This window comes from Aurantiacibacter hainanensis (assembly GCF_036321025.1).
GTDB lineage: Bacteria > Pseudomonadota > Alphaproteobacteria > Sphingomonadales > Sphingomonadaceae > Alteraurantiacibacter > Alteraurantiacibacter hainanensis.
Window position 1 is genome coordinate 1,124,511 of sequence record NZ_JAZAPB010000002.1, and the last position, 14,545, is coordinate 1,139,055.

14 protein-coding genes are annotated in these 14,545 nt (G+C 63.3%); 5 read left to right on the forward strand and 9 right to left on the reverse strand.

What is annotated here, in order from left to right:
- Positions 1 to 20 precede the first annotated feature (20 nt).
- The 4 genes from AAA989_RS12835 to AAA989_RS12850 all read right to left on the reverse strand — a co-directional run bounded on the left by AAA989_RS12835 (position 21) and on the right by AAA989_RS12850 (position 2,886).
- The gene (locus tag AAA989_RS12835; protein ID WP_338244167.1) at positions 21 to 686 is read right to left on the reverse strand and encodes a hypothetical protein; all 666 of its coding nucleotides are present in this window, start codon (positions 684 to 686) and stop codon (positions 21 to 23) included.
- 59 nt (positions 687 to 745) lie between these two features.
- Positions 746 to 1,534 carry a lysozyme gene (locus AAA989_RS12840; RefSeq protein WP_338244169.1) on the reverse strand — a complete coding sequence of 263 codons (789 nt, stop codon included), beginning with the start codon at positions 1,532 to 1,534 and terminating at the stop codon, positions 746 to 748.
- Between the two features lie 302 nt (positions 1,535 to 1,836).
- Complete coding sequence (thpR, locus tag AAA989_RS12845) at positions 1,837 to 2,370, reverse strand: RNA 2',3'-cyclic phosphodiesterase (RefSeq protein ID WP_338244171.1); 534 nt, start codon at positions 2,368 to 2,370, stop codon at positions 1,837 to 1,839.
- A 159-nt stretch (positions 2,371 to 2,529) separates the two neighbouring features.
- Positions 2,530 to 2,886, reverse strand: a complete 357-nt coding sequence (locus AAA989_RS12850) for a UrcA family protein (RefSeq protein ID WP_338244174.1) — start codon at positions 2,884 to 2,886, stop codon at positions 2,530 to 2,532.
- A gap of 326 nt (positions 2,887 to 3,212) precedes the next feature.
- Between AAA989_RS12850 and uvrA the strand changes: the two genes are divergently transcribed.
- From uvrA to AAA989_RS12865, 3 genes are all read left to right on the forward strand, one after another.
- Positions 3,213 to 6,137 (forward strand): excinuclease ABC subunit UvrA, encoded by a 2,925-nt coding sequence (gene uvrA / locus AAA989_RS12855; RefSeq protein WP_338244176.1) that lies wholly within the window; start codon positions 3,213 to 3,215, stop codon positions 6,135 to 6,137.
- Positions 6,138 to 6,228: 91 nt separating this feature from the next.
- Entirely contained in the window at positions 6,229 to 7,329 is a 1,101-nt protein-coding gene (locus tag AAA989_RS12860) for a hypothetical protein (RefSeq protein WP_338244178.1), read from the forward strand.
- A gap of 1 nt (position 7,330) precedes the next feature.
- Entirely contained in the window at positions 7,331 to 7,804 is a 474-nt protein-coding gene (locus AAA989_RS12865) for a hypothetical protein (RefSeq protein ID WP_338244180.1), read from the forward strand.
- Positions 7,805 to 7,887: 83 nt separating this feature from the next.
- Here AAA989_RS12865 and AAA989_RS12870 read toward each other — a convergent pair whose 3' ends face one another.
- Positions 7,888 to 8,142 carry a hypothetical protein gene (locus AAA989_RS12870; protein ID WP_338244182.1) on the reverse strand — a complete coding sequence of 85 codons (255 nt, stop codon included), beginning with the start codon at positions 8,140 to 8,142 and terminating at the stop codon, positions 7,888 to 7,890.
- A 162-nt stretch (positions 8,143 to 8,304) separates the two neighbouring features.
- Here AAA989_RS12870 and AAA989_RS12875 point away from each other — a divergent pair, with 162 nt between their 5' ends.
- Complete coding sequence (locus tag AAA989_RS12875; RefSeq protein WP_338244184.1) at positions 8,305 to 9,072, forward strand: hypothetical protein; 768 nt, start codon at positions 8,305 to 8,307, stop codon at positions 9,070 to 9,072.
- Positions 9,073 to 9,258: 186 nt separating this feature from the next.
- The gene (locus tag AAA989_RS12880) at positions 9,259 to 9,900 is read left to right on the forward strand and encodes a TIGR02466 family protein (RefSeq protein ID WP_338244186.1); all 642 of its coding nucleotides are present in this window, start codon (positions 9,259 to 9,261) and stop codon (positions 9,898 to 9,900) included.
- A 19-nt stretch (positions 9,901 to 9,919) separates the two neighbouring features.
- Here AAA989_RS12880 and AAA989_RS12885 read toward each other — a convergent pair whose 3' ends face one another.
- The 4 genes from AAA989_RS12885 to AAA989_RS12900 form a co-directional block, all read right to left on the reverse strand.
- A complete protein-coding gene (locus tag AAA989_RS12885; RefSeq protein WP_338244187.1) occupies positions 9,920 to 10,510 on the reverse strand; it encodes a septal ring lytic transglycosylase RlpA family protein in 591 nt (196 codons plus the stop codon).
- 826 nt (positions 10,511 to 11,336) lie between these two features.
- Positions 11,337 to 12,554, reverse strand: coding sequence for an argininosuccinate synthase (locus AAA989_RS12890; protein ID WP_338244190.1), 1,218 nt, complete (start codon positions 12,552 to 12,554; stop codon positions 11,337 to 11,339).
- Positions 12,555 to 12,632: 78 nt separating this feature from the next.
- Positions 12,633 to 13,115 (reverse strand): hypothetical protein, encoded by a 483-nt coding sequence (locus AAA989_RS12895; RefSeq protein WP_338244192.1) that lies wholly within the window; start codon positions 13,113 to 13,115, stop codon positions 12,633 to 12,635.
- Positions 13,116 to 13,186: 71 nt separating this feature from the next.
- The gene (locus AAA989_RS12900; RefSeq protein WP_338244194.1) at positions 13,187 to 14,542 is read right to left on the reverse strand and encodes an MATE family efflux transporter; all 1,356 of its coding nucleotides are present in this window, start codon (positions 14,540 to 14,542) and stop codon (positions 13,187 to 13,189) included.
- Positions 14,543 to 14,545 lie beyond the last annotated feature (3 nt).

A 14,545-nucleotide genomic window follows, 5' to 3' on the forward strand; every position in this document is an offset into this window, starting at 1 on the left:
CAAGAGCCTGAACGAGCCTGTCAGGAGGAGGTTTCCCCCTCCTCGGCAGCGGCGGCGGCTGCGGCCGCTTCGGCCAGGGCCTGGCGATTGACGGTGACGAGGCGCGGCCTGCCGCCGGGCTCACCCGGCGTCAGCCAGATCGCGCCGAGTTCGAAGAATCCGCCCTGGTCCGGAACGACGGTCATCTCGCGCAGGTCGAGCGAGCGCATCAGCGCCAGCATGTCGGGAGAGAAGATCTCGTCGAAATCGCTGGTGGCAAGGTCGGCTTCCTCGACATCGCGCCGGTTGCCCTCCGCGTCGATGTAGAGCAGCGGAATGTCGAGTTCGCCCATCACCGCGTTGCGATCGTTGCCCGATGCGGCGCTGCGCAGGGCGGCCAGCGTGGCCTCGTACTGGCTGGCGCTGGTGCCGGTGGCGCACGAGATCAGGCCGCCTTCGACCAGGTCGTTGGCGCGATCGAAATTGCGGTCGGGCTCGGTCTGCTGTTCCCACACCACCAGCAGACAGTCGCGTTCCGCCTCGCTTATGGCCGGCCCGGCCTGTGCCGGCAGGTCCAGTTCGCCCGAGGTGTCGAGCGGAACGGGTGTCTCGGCCGAACAGCCGCCAAGCAGCACAAGACCCGCCAGCGCGGCAACGATACGGGCCGGGGCGGGTCCTGCTAGGCTGTTGGGCCGTGTCTTTGTCATGGTGTCGCCCATGTCGCGTGATGATAGGTTGTGCAAGGCGGCAAGCCGGTAGGCGGCGATCAGATGCGTGCCTGTCCGTTGATGTCCACCTCCAGCGCACGCGGGTCTTCGTAGGATGCTTCCATGAAGATCGATTGCCTGCGTTCGCTGCGATACTCCAGCCCGCGCGCGACCTTGCCGGCGGCGGTCGTGTATTCGAGCTCTCTCGCGATCCCGTCGTAGTCGGATTGCACGATGGCATCGTTCAGTCGCGGGCTCTGATCGGGGGACACGTTGCCTTCGCCGACATTGTAGACGAGGTCGACAAGCGCATCGAACTCGTGCTGGAAGATCGGCAGGTCGCCAACCAGGCGCTTGACGCCTTCCTCGGCCTTTTTCAGGTCCTGTTCGAGGAATTCGATAGCCTGGTCGTAGGTGATGCGGTCGCCTACCGACAGCCCGTCTTCGGGTGTCAGAAGGTGGCCGACGCCTACGGTCGGATAACCGGCTACGTCGCGATAGACGGTCAGTCGCACGCCTTCCTCTTCGGCCAGCGCTTCCTTCATCGTGTCACTGACTTTCAGCATGCCGGCATGGACGCGCTCCTTGGTCGGGTCCATCTGCTTCATGGTGATCTTGTAGGCCGGGTCGTGCTTGGAAATATCCACTGCGCCGGTACTGAAACCCATCACGGCGGCGGACATGGCGAGGGCTGTCTTGCGCTTGCGCATCCGGCCGCGAAGGCTCTGTCCGGTTTCTCCGCGGTGCTTGCGGCGAAGGCGTCGCACGAATTCGCGCACCATCTGGCCGCGCATCCAGCTAACGGCGGGTTCGATTTCCTTGCTGGCCTTGCTGCGCTCGGTGCGCACAGGGCTGGGAGGATGGGTCGAACCGTCGCGGGGATCGGATCGTTTGGCTATGGCTTCGGTTTCGATAGGGGCTACTGGTTGTGTCGCGTTCGACATAAAATCCTGCTGTCGGGTCTGGCGGGCCTCCGGATGCTGCCGAGAGCAGCGTGGCGGCTTCCACCGTGTATCGTTTCACCCAATCAACGGCTGGTGGCCCCTTATGGTCCACATCTCATCCGATGTTGCCCCCGGCTCGTGGCATGGTTCTTGACGCATTGCGTTTCGGCAAGCGCCTCGGAAACAATCCAACAAGACAGCCCAGGTCACGGAAATTTCGTAATTTCCGAATATATCGCGCCATTGGGCGTAAGGTCGCTTTCGTACAGCGAAAAACCCTCCACCTGCCACGGTCCGAGACGTAGTGCGCCGTTGGCGTGGAGCCAGTCGCCGATCGGTCCGGTGCCCGAATTCAGCCGGGCGATGGTGACGTGGGGCACGAATTTGCGCGTTTCGGCGCGCAGCCCGGCGCGGCGGCATGCCATTTCCACCCGCATCTGCAATTCGTCCAGCGGCGCGCTTGGCGCCACGCGGGCCCACACGGCCTTTGCCCGCCTGTTGCCCTCGAAATGGCCCACGCCCGATATGGTGAGCGGAAAGGGGGCGAAGGTGACGCTTTCCAGAGCGGTCTCGAGGTCGGCGGCCATGTGCCGGTCCACCTCGCCGACGAAGCGCAGGGTGATGTGCAGGTTGTCGGCATCCTGCCAGCGCGCAGCGGGAATGCCCTCCTGGATGTCGAGAAGGCCTTCGGCAATCCGTTCGGGCAGGGGGAGGGCGACGAAGAGACGGCGGGATGACATGGCCTGCAAATGGCAATCGCACGCGCGGGCGTCCAGTGACGGGGCGCAAGCAGCGCGCCTGCACGACGAAAAATCGGGTGCCGGGTCTCCCTCTTACCAGTTGGACCCGGCACCGGTTCGCCCGGCGGTTTGGCACACCGGACGCAGGCGGAAAGGAATTCAGCGCCCGGCGGTCGGCAAGGCGATGCTGAGCGAGGCCAGTTCGGGTCGCGCGGCTGCACCGCCACGGGCAATGCGCACCGCCTCGTCGCGGGCCACGACGACCTGCTCCATGGTGCGAAGGCGACAGTTGCGTTCCCAACGCATTTCCGAACGGTCGGGAGAGGAACTGGTGGCGCACACGCGGTTCACCGCCATGCGGATGCGGGTGTCGAGGCTGTCGACGCCGGCGTCGCGGGTCAGGCCGAGATCGGCATAGGTGACGTTCGCACTGCGGAACTGATCGTCCGCCGCGGCGGGTGAGGAAACGATGGCAGCGGCAATGGCGGCTGCTGCGAAGGTGAAGGTCTTGGTCATGGCATTTCCCCTGCAAGGGTTACGTCCCGTTCGGAACGAGAGAAGAAGTGCCTCCTTGCCGCCTTACGGCGCTACGGAGCGGACCGGATGATTGGCTTATGGTTTCCTTACGATGGTCGAAAACGTGAGATTCTTGCTCCATATCGGCGTCGAAGTGATAGATAAGTCCGCATCGGGACGGCAAGGTTCGCGGATCGACGGGCGCTCGTGCTGCGCCCTTGACCATTGTGAACATTTAGGGAACAAGTAAAGTCCGTCGGGCCGCGTTTCGGCATGGCCTTCCGTACCACTGGACTTGTGTCCACCCAGGCCCCACTTGACCCGCCATGGCTCTCACCACAATTTCCGTAAAAGGCGCGCGTGAACACAATCTCAAGGGGATCGACATCGATCTCCCGCGCGACAGCCTGATCGTCATCACCGGCCTTTCCGGCAGCGGCAAGTCGTCGCTGGCTTTCGACACCATCTATGCCGAAGGGCAGCGGCGGTACGTGGAGAGCCTCTCCGCCTATGCGCGCCAGTTTCTGGAGATGATGCAGAAGCCCGACGTAGAGCATATCGACGGGCTGTCTCCCGCCATTTCCATCGAGCAGAAGACCACCAGCCGCAACCCGCGCTCCACCGTGGCGACCGTCACCGAGATCTACGACTACATGCGTCTGCTCTGGGCGAGGGTGGGCGTGCCCTATTCGCCCGCCACCGGCCTGCCGATCGAGGCGCAGACCGTCTCCAACATGGTCGACCGGGTGATGGAACTGCCCGAGGGCACGAGGCTCTACCTGCTCGCCCCCGTCGTGCGTGGCCGCAAGGGCGAATACCGCAAGGAACTGGCCGAGTGGCAGAAGGCGGGTTTCACCCGCGTGCGCATCGATGGCGAGATGTACGCGATCGAGGAAGCGCCCGCGCTCGACAAGAAGTTCAAGCACGATATCGAGGTCGTGGTCGATCGCCTGGCGGTGAAGGACGGGTTGCAGACGCGTCTTGCCGACAGCTTCGAAACCGCGCTGAAGCTGGCCGAGGGGCTGGCCTACGTCGACCTTGCCGACGGCGTCGTGCCGGGGCGCGAGGGCGAGGCTGCGGGCGGCGGGGCAATGAAGGGTGCCGGGCTGCCCGACAACCGCATCGTCTTTTCAGAGAAGTTCGCCTGCCCCGTCTCCGGCTTCACCATCGAGGAAATCGAGCCGCGCCTGTTCTCGTTCAACGCCCCGCAGGGCGCGTGCCCGACGTGTGACGGCATCGGCGAGAAGCAGCTGTTCGACCCGCGTCTGGTCGTGCCCAACGAGGAGCTGACGCTGAAGAAGGGCGCCGTCGTGCCCTGGGCGAAGAGCAACCCGCCGTCGCCCTATTACATGCAGGTGCTGGGCTCGCTGGCGGCGGAGTACGGCTTCGACCTCACCACGCCGTGGAGCGCTCTGTCGGAGGAGCACCGCGACGTCATCCTCTACGGCACCAAGGGCAAGCGCGTGCCGCTCACCTTCAAGGACGGGCGCAAGGAATACACCGTCCAGAAGCCGTTCGAGGGCGTGATCGGCAACCTCAACCGCCGCATGGCGCAGACCGAGAGCGCGTGGATGCAGGAGGAGCTGTCCAAGTTCCAGACCAGCCAGCCGTGCGAAACCTGCGGCGGCGCGCGCCTGAACGAGAAGGCGCGGGCGGTGAAGATTCCCGGCCCCGGCGGCACGACCGACATCTCGCAGCCCACCCGCTTCTCCGTCGCCGACGCGCTCAAGTGGTTCGAGGCGCTGCCCGATCACCTCACCGACACGCAGAACCAGATCGCCCGCGCCATCCTGAAGGAGATCGTCGAGCGGCTGGGCTTCCTCAACAACGTCGGCCTCGACTACCTCAACCTCGACCGTACCAGCGGCACGCTGTCGGGCGGGGAGAGCCAGCGCATCCGCCTCGCCAGCCAGATCGGCAGCGGGCTTTCGGGCGTGCTCTACGTGCTGGACGAGCCGAGCATCGGCCTGCACCAGCGCGACAACGACCGGCTGCTGGAAACCCTGAAGCGGCTGCGCGACCTCGGCAACACGGTGATCGTGGTGGAGCACGACGAGGACGCCATCCGCACGGCCGACCACGTGGTCGACCTTGGCCCCGGCGCGGGTGTGCATGGCGGCGAAGTGGTGGCGCAGGGCACGCTGAAACAGGTGCTGAAGGCCAAGAACTCGCTCACCGCCGATTACCTGACCGGCCGCCGCAAGATCGAGGTGCCGACGAAGCGCCGCAAGGGCAACGGGCACAAGCTCACCGTCCACGGCGCGCGGGCGAACAACCTCAACGACGTGACCGCATCCATCCCGCTGGGTACCTTCACCTGCATCACCGGCGTATCGGGGTCGGGCAAGTCCAGCTTCACCATCGACACGCTCTATGCCTCTGCCGCGCGCACGCTGAACAATGCCCGCGTGGTGGCCGGCGCGCACGACAAGGTGACGGGGCTGGAATACTGCGACAAGGTGATCGAGATCGACCAGTCGCCCATCGGCCGCACCCCGCGTTCCAACCCGGCCACCTACACCGGCGCCTTCACCAACATCCGCGACTGGTTCGCGGGTCTGCCGGAGGCGCAGGCGCGCGGATACAAGCCGGGCCGCTTCAGCTTCAACGTGAAGGGCGGCCGGTGCGAGGCGTGCCAGGGCGACGGCCTGATCAAGATCGAGATGCACTTCCTGCCCGACGTCTACGTCACCTGCGAGGAATGCCACGGCAAGCGCTACAACCGAGAGACGCTGGAAGTGAAGTTCAAGGGCATGTCCATCGCCGACGTGCTGGACATGACGATCGAGGACGCGGAAGGCTTCTTCAAGGCCGTGCCCCCCATCCGCGACAAGATGCACATGCTGAACGAGGTGGGGCTGGGCTACGTCAAGGTAGGCCAGCAGGCCACCACGCTATCGGGCGGCGAGGCGCAGCGCGTGAAACTGGCCAAGGAGCTGTCGAAACGCAGCACCGGCCAGACGCTGTATATCCTGGACGAGCCGACCACCGGCCTGCATTTCGAGGACGTGCGAAAGCTGCTGGAAGTGCTTCACCGACTGGTGGACCAGGGCAATTCCGTGGTGGTGATCGAACACAACCTCGACGTGATCAAGACGGCGGACCACATCCTCGACCTAGGCCCGGGCGGCGGCGTGCGCGGCGGCGATATCGTTGCGCAGGGTACGCCTGAGGAGGTTGCGAAGGAGCCGAAGTCCTATACCGGGCAGTACCTTAAGCCAATGCTAGACGCTTATGCGACGGCCATTTAGAAAGTCTTCTCCCTTTTTCGTCAGGGATGAGTTTGCCGTAAACTAGCTTTTTGGTACAGCGTGCCAGCCATTGATTGGAAGGGGCAGTAGCTTGGCAGAAGCAGTAGATATCGATCTCGCGACGACAATAGTTCCGCCGGATCACAAGCTTTGGAAATTGTTTCCAGGCGAAGCCTACAAGTTTATGAATTTTTTCGCAGAGTCCAAAGTAGTTTTTCTCGACGTGCGGGGTCTCGAAGTCCTAGATGGCAACCCAAAGAATTGGGATAGGAATGAAGTTCTTGAAATTGTCTCTCTCGATAGATGGTCTCGCCAAAATGAGCAGAGAACTGACAAGACCGAGCGACGTATCTCGGACAGCGATAAGCGTACCGCTACCTATGTTGAAGGGTTGCTAACCAAAGCGAAGAAGGGCGACTTTATTCTCGTTCCGGCCCCCGGTCCTGATGGGCTGGTTTCAGTATACGAACTTACGAGCGGTCCGGGCGCGATCTCAAAAGTAGACGGGCAGGACGGTCGGACTTTCAATACATATATCGGAAGAAGGGTGAGATGGTTGGGCGGTGTTCGGAAACGGGCATTGGATTATGCAGTCGTCGAAATGCTTCAGACTCCGGTAGCTTTCTTCGATATGGGGAATGCAGGCCGGACAACGTTTTACGAGGAGATACTCGGCAATTATGTGCACGATAGCGGCATGGTCGCCACCTATCGAGTGGCCAAAGAGGATTACAACTCCCGTGACAACCGGATCGCCTCTACGTGGATGGAGTTTGTCGATCTTGTAAGTGATCAGAGTGCGTTGGAAGCAGCGATTGCCAATGCTTCAGGCGCGTCTATCTATGAACTTCTCGACGCGGCCTTTCTTACTGAAGCTCAACGCAGCGATTTGTCGATAAACATCAATTCGCCAGGCGAAATTTTGATGCGCGCTTTGGGGCTCAGCCCACTGATCGGCCTAGCTCTCTTTCCTCTTGCCGCAAACGGGGTTCCCTACGAGCAGGCATTGGAGGCACAAGTTCACATAGCTACTTTGGGTGGCGCCGTGGACGATTGTACTGCACAGGTTCAGTCCAGCGTAAAAACGATCCTTGAAGCGATGGGGTCGGATCGCTGGATTAAGGCGTGTGAACTCGCACAGAAAGCTCAGTCTGCCGCCGAAATTTCGACCGACTCCTCAATCGAAAACTGAAATGACTACTGCGACAACTCGCTATCCGATACTTGACTGGCTTCGTGAGAATGCTTTTGTCCTCACTTTGGTGGGGATGTTGGGCACTTCGTTCGGCTGGTATTTGCAGTATCAGCAAACAGTTGAGGCGGAGGGTCGTGCGTACTCACTTCAGCAAATTGAAGATTTCAAGTCGAGCGCTGCTCAACTCGACGAGATCACCGCAAAACTGTTTAATGCACTTGCCGATGGCGAAGAATCGAGCGGTTTGCGCTCATCATTCGAAGAAGCTTATCTCCGACATGTCGCTCTTGCTGAGGCCGACCGCGAGGTATTGGGTGTGGAAGACACCGAGCGATATTTAGCTGCTCTTGGCGTTTTGCGCGACGAAGTTGAAAAGGCGGACGGCGCGGCTGGCGCTGGAGGACGTGTTGAAGCACTCGCGAATGTTATAGTTGTCCGTAGAGAGCTCAGTGAGCAAGCTTTGCAGCTGTAAGATTTTGGACAAAGCTGTTGGTCGGGTCCGGGATGATATCGACTGTACGTTTCGAAAGTATCGACGGCGCTAGCTTCGCTTGGCTAAGATGTAGTTAACCCTAAGCCTTTACCCCCCCCAGGCCCACCACACCCAGCCTCCGGCCTCTCCCGCCCCATCGTCCAATTTCCCTGCATCCGCACCTTGGGGTTGGGCGCGCACCAGATTTCTCCGTTTTCGTCAAGGGCCGTCACCCAGATCAGATGGTGTTCGGGGCCGTAGTCGATCACCGCGACGGCGTAGCCCTTGCCCTTGTCGATGATCGTCACGGGCAGGGGCGGGTTCAGCTGGGTGAACATGGGCTTTTCCGATCGGGCTGGCGCGGGCGTGCGCAGGGGGTTGAACGACCGGCGCGGCGTTTCGGGTGGGAACTTGCCTTTTGCTAAGGAGAGCGCGCTTTCCTACGGCCCACGCGCTGTGCCTCCCTGCGCGGTCCCCGTTACCGTATCGAGGCTCCTTTCATGACTACGCCGCAATCCGCAGTCGCACACGCCGCTCCCGACACCACCGCGCTCGTCCCCCTGCGCCCGCACGGCGCTCCGCCCACCACCGGGCCGCAGCACATCCTCACCCCGCCGAAACAGGCCGCGTTCTGCAAGGCTCTCGCCAATCACGGCAATGTCCGGCTCGCGTGCCGGGCCGTGCAGGTCTCTCCGCAGACGGCCTATCGCGCGCGGCGGGCCAGTGCCGCCTTTCGCCAGTGCTGGGATGCGGCGCAGGTGATCGCGCGCGATCATGCCGAGCAGGTGCTGGCCGACCGCGCGCTGAACGGGGTGGAGGAAAAGGTCTTCTACCACGGGGAGGAGGTCGCCACGCGCATCCGCTACGATTCCCGCCTGCTGCTCGCCCACCTGGCGCGGCTCGACCGGCTGGTGGAGCAGCGCGAGACCTGCGACCACTGCGGTCTTCCTCTGCTGGAGGACGAGCACTTCGATGCGGCGGTGGAGGCGCTGGCCACGGGTGCGGACGGGGCGCCGCATTTTGCGCCAGGACAGTGTTCCATGTGTTCCACATTGGCCGCCGAAGCGGAGGCGATGTCAGGGGCGGAAGCGCCCGTCGTTCCGCTGCACACGCGTCTCGCCGCCATGCACGCCGCCCTGCCGTCCGGCGCGCAGGAGGAAAGCGGCATGTCCGACCGCGAATGGCGCTGGGCGGAGCCGGAGCGGCTCGCCGCCTACGAGGCCTGCGAGGAGGACTGGTGGCTCACGCCCGGTGAATCGCTGGGCTGATGCGCACATGTCGTTGGTCGGGCGCATATGTCGTTCGTCGAGCGTCATGTCGTCTGTCGAGGGAGTGGAGTCCCCGGTCGATTGACGCTTGCGAACTGCGGGAAAGCGCATGGCGGCGCTTGCATCGCTCCGGTTCTTGAGGTTGTATCGCGCGATACCAACCCGTCGCAACGAAAGAGCCCCGAGATGGCCACCGCACAGACCTCTGCCAGCCAGCGCGAATTCACCGTCAAGCCGCTGTTCGCGGAGCCCTATTTCGTCACCAACATCGCCGACGCGATCAGTCCGAAACAGGTCGAGTTCGTGCAGTCGATCAAGATGCACGAGAACCAGGTGAACCACATCTCCGACAACCTGTACCTGTTCGACAGGCCGGAAATGAAGAGCATCGCCAAGGCCGTGGACGAGGCGCTGCAGACCTTCGCGCGCGAGGTGATGGGGATCGCCCAGCGGCTGGAAGTGACGCAGAGCTGGGCGCTGCGCAATCCGCCGGGAGTGGGGATGCACGGGCACACCCATTCCAACTCGCTGGTCTCGGGTTCGCTATACTACGCGCCCATGCCCGATCCGCCGGGCAACATGATCTTCGAGCGGTTCAACGGCTATCGCCAGCTGGAACTGGCCGTGGATCAGGCCAAGACCAACATCTACAATACCACGCGCAATGCCGTGGTGCCGAAACAGGGCGACCTGGTGCTGTTCTCCAGCGCGATCCACCACTACGTGGAGCCGAACCAGTCGAAGCAGGATCGCCACTCGATCGCCTTCAACACCTTCGTGCGAGGGAAGATCGGTTCGTTCAGGGATGTCAGCGAGCTGAAGCTGTAATCCGCGCCCGGGCGGGGGACTAGTTGTCGAGCAGTTCCAGCTCGACCCGGCCGTGGCCGGAAGCGACGATGCCGATCCGCTCCGCTGCGGCGCGTGACAGGTCGATGTGCCGTCCGCGCACGAAGGGGCCGCGATCGTTGATGCGCACCACCACGGACTCGCTGTTGCGGGTGTTGGTCACGCGCACCCGGCTGCCGAAAGGCAGCGTCTTGTGGGCGGCGGTGAGGTCATGCATGTCGAAGCTCTCGCCGCTGGCGGTGCGCCGACCGTGAAAGCGGCGGCCGTAATAGCTGGCAACGCCGGGGCCGAGCGGAGTGGCGGAAGGCTGCGCTGGCTCGATCGAGGTGATGTCCACGGCATGATCGGGCAGTGCGGGCTCCACCGGTTGGTCGAACCGCGCGAAGGCGGTTTCGAAGCCGGCTTCCTCGCTGGGCTGGAACGTGGGGAGGGGAGCCGTCGGCTCCTGCGCCAGGCTGGAGGACTGGGCGGAGGAATTCGCCGCGAGCTGTCCGTCCTGCGCCAGGACGGCACCGGTGCCGCCGAGCATGGCGAGCGCTGCCGCCGGTGTCAGCCAGCGCATCAGGGCGCGTGGAAGTCTGTTCCCGTCCATGCCGCTGCCTATAGCCGAGGGTCGTTAAGGCCGCCAAACCGGGGAGGGAAGCGGGCGCTGAGGGAGGGCGTTCGGTCGCCAAATGAGGCGAAAATGCGACGAACCGTGACGCCGGTGAGGAACGACTGGACCGAATCGCCGAGATTCGCTGTCTCCGGGACGCTTGCTGTAGGCAAGAAAAATGGGGTCGGTATTCCTACCGACCCCACTCTCACCGGCGGTGGGTTTCCGAAGAAACGCTTATCGCCTGGCGTGTCTCCATCTGTTCCGCACCTCGAAAGGTTTGGCCATCAGGATATGTCGCCCGGCGCTCGCGCCGGTGCCGAACCGGTGCCTGGACACGTCAGGGGATCCGAAGACCGATCCTGACAGGTCTGGCGGCCTGTCCGCAGCCGGGGCTGTCACCTTGCGTCTCAAGCGGCCCCGCGAAGCAGCAAGCTGCCCGCTGATGCCATCGACGCCGGGATTCATCACTCCGGCCACCGACGAAAGTTCTTGCGGTTTCAATGGTTGGAGGGATTGCCACCCGAAGGTGTTGGTCCGTCCTTCCTCCACCGCGACAGTTCTTCCGTCGCGTCGAGTTCGTTTCGGTTTTCGCTTTCCTGTCTCGGCAGGCGATCCAGGTAGGCGATCCGTTTCCGCTCTCGATGAATTGAGAATGCGCCGCGGGGCCGAGTCGGGCAAGGGCGCAAGCGTCGACTTATCCACTTTCGGGCGTAAAGCCAGTGGACAAGGGTGGATAAGTCAACGGCTGGTCGCAATGCGTGAAACAAAATTGCGTTTGTTCGCCAGTGCAGCATGAAAACCACACATTCTGCGGGCGAAATTACCGCTTGTTGCGCTGGGCCAGCAGCCTGAGTCGGAGGGCGTTCAGCTTGATGAAGCCCGCAGCATCGGCCTGGTCGTAGGCGCCGGCATCGTCCTCGAAGGTGACGTGCGCCTCGGAATAGAGCGAATTGGGAGACTTGCGCCCCACCACGCTAGCCTGGCCCTTGTAGAGCTTCAGGCGGACGGTGCCGTTCACGGCTTCCTGGCTGAGGTCGATCGCAGCCTGCAGCATCTCCCGCTCCGGGCTGAACCAGAAGCCGTTGTAGATGAGCTCCGCATATTTCGGCATCAGCTCGTCCTTCAGGTGCGCTGCGCCGCGATCCAGGGTGATCTGCTCTATCCCGCGGTGGGCGCGGGCGTAGATTTCGCCGCCGGGGGTTTCATACATGCCGCGCGACTTCATCCCGACGAAGCGGTTCTCGACGAGATCCAGGCGGCCGATGCCGTGCTTGCGGCCAAGTTCGTTCAGCGCAGTCAGCAGCGTGGCCGGGCTCATCGCCTCTCCGTTCAGCGCGGTCCCATCGCCCTTTTCGAAGTTGATGGTGATGTATTCGGGCTGGTCGGGCGCGTCTTCGGGATGATCGGTGCGCGAATAGACGTAGTCGGGCGTCTCCTCCCACGGATCCTCCAGCACCTTGCCCTCGGAAGAGGTGTGCAGCAGGTTGGCATCGGTGGAGAAGGGGCTTTCGCCGCGCTTGTCCTTGGGAACGGCGATCTGGTGCTCCTCCGCCCAGGCGATCAGCGCGGTGCGGCTGGTAAGGTCCCACTCGCGCCACGGGGCGATCACCTTGATGTCGGGATCAAGCGCATAGGCCGACAGTTCGAAGCGGACCTGGTCGTTGCCCTTGCCGGTGGCGCCGTGGGCGATGGCATCGGCGCCGGTCTCGTGCGCGATCTCGACAAGTCTCTTGGAGATCAGCGGACGAGCGATGGAAGTGCCGAGCAGGTAATCGCCCTCGTAGCGGGCATTGGCGCGCATCATCGGAAACACGAAGTCGCGCACGAATCCCTCACGCAAATCCTCGATGAAGATGTGCTTGTCGGGAATGCCCATCGCGCGGGCTTTCGTTCGGGCCGGCTCGATTTCCTCGCCCTGGCCCAGGTCGGCGGTGAAGGTGACGACTTCGAGCCCGCGCTCGGTCTCCAGCCACTTGGCGATGACGCTGGTATCCAGCCCACCCGAATAGGCAAGGACGACACGTTTGATTTCGGACATCGACGGTTCCCGTTTACAGAAATTGCGCGGCGGCGGTTAGCAGCAGGGCTCACCTATCGCAATCGGCTGCGGCAACCTTCAGGGAATCTGGCGGGCGTTCAGTTCCGGGTTCTTGCGCGTGACATAGTTGAGCCAGGCCTTGGGACGGCGCAGGTAATCCTCCGGCACGTCGGCCTCCAGCCCAAGCAGCTGCGCCATCCGGGCGACGAAATGGATGCAGTTGTTGGAATCGAGGTCGTAGAAATCGCCCGGATAGTCGCGCCAGGCGATCACCTCGGCCAGTAGGCGACGATACTGGCGATCGGACACCGTGATGGTGAAGTGCCGGTTGGTTTCCGCGATCGTGCGATCGGTCTCGGTGATGATCATGTGCTCCGCCGGGCCGGACGATATCGCATCGGCCGTGTAGCGGGCGGAAAAGCCGAAGTTCTCGTCCACCCGGGTCCCATCGTCCAGCGTGCCGTCGAACACCACGAAAGTGTGCGGATATCGTCCCCACAGGACCGAGCCGTTGAAGGAATGAAACGACACTTCGACGTCCGCCTGCGCGGGTGTCGCCATGCCGCCTGCGGAGAGCGCGAAGAGCAGTGCGGCAAGCAGACGGGCGCAAAGGCGAGAGGAGAAATTGGCAATCATGTGGGTCGGCTGGCATCCTGCTGCATGGCGTCTACATCCTTGATGAGCCGAGGGAAATACAACGCCAGGCCGCCTGCGCGCAAGACGTAGCTGGCCGTCATGGCTATCCATACGCCCCAGTTGTCGAAGGGTCGGAGGAGAAGGTCGAGTGCGATGTAGAGCAAGGTCGCGGCTACCCCGGCATTGCGCAGGGCCTTGCCGCGCGTGGTGCCGATGAACACGCCGTCGAGCATCCAGCTGGGCATTCCCACGAGCGGCACCAGCGCGGCGAACGGCAGATAGCGACGCGCGACTTCGCGAACCGCTTCGTCCGTGGTGAGAAAATCGATCAGCGGTCCGCCAAGCAGCAGGAAGGCGAGGGCGAGCAGCGCGCCGCTTGCCAGCGAAAATTCGGTTGTCAGTCGAATGGCGCGCATGAAACGGGCCCGGTCGCCATTGCCATAGGCGCTGCCCACGCGCTCTTCCGCCGTAAAGGCGAAGGCGTCGAGGATGAACGCGGCGAAGCTGACGAATTGCAGCAGCACGTGATTGGCCGCCAGCGTCTCAGCGCCCAGCCGGGCACCGGCATTGGCAAACCAAGTGAACAGAATGAGAAGCGCGATGGTGCGGATCATGATGTCGCGGTTGACGGCAAAGAGCCTGGCCAGCCGCGTCCTGTCCGTCAGCAGGCTGCGCGGCGTGCGCGCGATCACGGCGAGGACGTTCGCCCCTGCCACCCGGCCCACGATCACCAGGCCTAGCGTCAGCGCGATCCCTTCCGCGCAGGCCGTGCCAAGGCCCACGCCATAGGCGCCAAAGCCCATGCCCCAGACGAACCAGATATCGAGCGCGATGTTCGCAAGGTTCATCACGATCTGCAGCGCCAGCGCCTCTCGCGTGCGGCCCAGGCCCAGCAGCCAGCCATTGATGGCATAGACGGCCAATGCAGCAGGAGCGCCGATGAAGCGGCCCTGCATGTATCCGCCGGCCTCGCCATCGACGGCAGGCGTACCGCTCATCACCGCCAGGGCCGCCTCGCGTATGGGCCAGCTGATCGCCAGCAGCACCAGACCAAGGCCAAGGCCGATTGCGAGCGCGCGCAGCAGCAGAGCCTCCACCTCGGCACGGTCGCCAGAACCCTGCGCCTGGGCGGTCAGGCCAGTCATGCCCATGCGCAGGAAGCCGAAAGTCCAGAACACCAGCGTGATGATCGTCGCGCCAAGAGCCACGCCCGCCAGCGCCGTGGCATCGCCCGTGCGCCCGATCACGGCCGTATCGACGATGCCGACGAGCGGGACCGATGCCTGGCCGAGCATGATCGGCCATGCCTGCGCGAAGATCGCACGGCGGGTGAGGGGGGCGGGGGCGGTCAAGAC

Bases quoted from the DNA above. Each gene is read 5' to 3' on its own strand.
- AAA989_RS12865 (WP_338244180.1), top strand. From the start codon at position 7,331: ATGACTACTGCGACAACTCGCTATCCGATACTTGACTGGCTTCGTGAG.
- thpR (WP_338244171.1), bottom strand. From the start codon at position 2,370: ATGTCATCCCGCCGTCTCTTCGTCGCCCTCCCCCTGCCCGAACGGATT.
- uvrA (WP_338244176.1), top strand. From the start codon at position 3,213: ATGGCTCTCACCACAATTTCCGTAAAAGGCGCGCGTGAACACAATCTC.
- AAA989_RS12880 (WP_338244186.1), top strand. From the start codon at position 9,259: ATGGCCACCGCACAGACCTCTGCCAGCCAGCGCGAATTCACCGTCAAG.
- AAA989_RS12835 (WP_338244167.1), bottom strand. From the start codon at position 686: ATGACAAAGACACGGCCCAACAGCCTAGCAGGACCCGCCCCGGCCCGT.
- AAA989_RS12875 (WP_338244184.1), top strand. From the start codon at position 8,305: ATGACTACGCCGCAATCCGCAGTCGCACACGCCGCTCCCGACACCACC.
- AAA989_RS12870 (WP_338244182.1), bottom strand. From the start codon at position 8,142: ATGTTCACCCAGCTGAACCCGCCCCTGCCCGTGACGATCATCGACAAG.
- AAA989_RS12890 (WP_338244190.1), bottom strand. From the start codon at position 12,554: ATGTCCGAAATCAAACGTGTCGTCCTTGCCTATTCGGGTGGGCTGGAT.
- AAA989_RS12895 (WP_338244192.1), bottom strand. From the start codon at position 13,115: ATGGCGACACCCGCGCAGGCGGACGTCGAAGTGTCGTTTCATTCCTTC.
- AAA989_RS12885 (WP_338244187.1), bottom strand. From the start codon at position 10,510: ATGGACGGGAACAGACTTCCACGCGCCCTGATGCGCTGGCTGACACCG.
- AAA989_RS12850 (WP_338244174.1), bottom strand. From the start codon at position 2,886: ATGACCAAGACCTTCACCTTCGCAGCAGCCGCCATTGCCGCTGCCATC.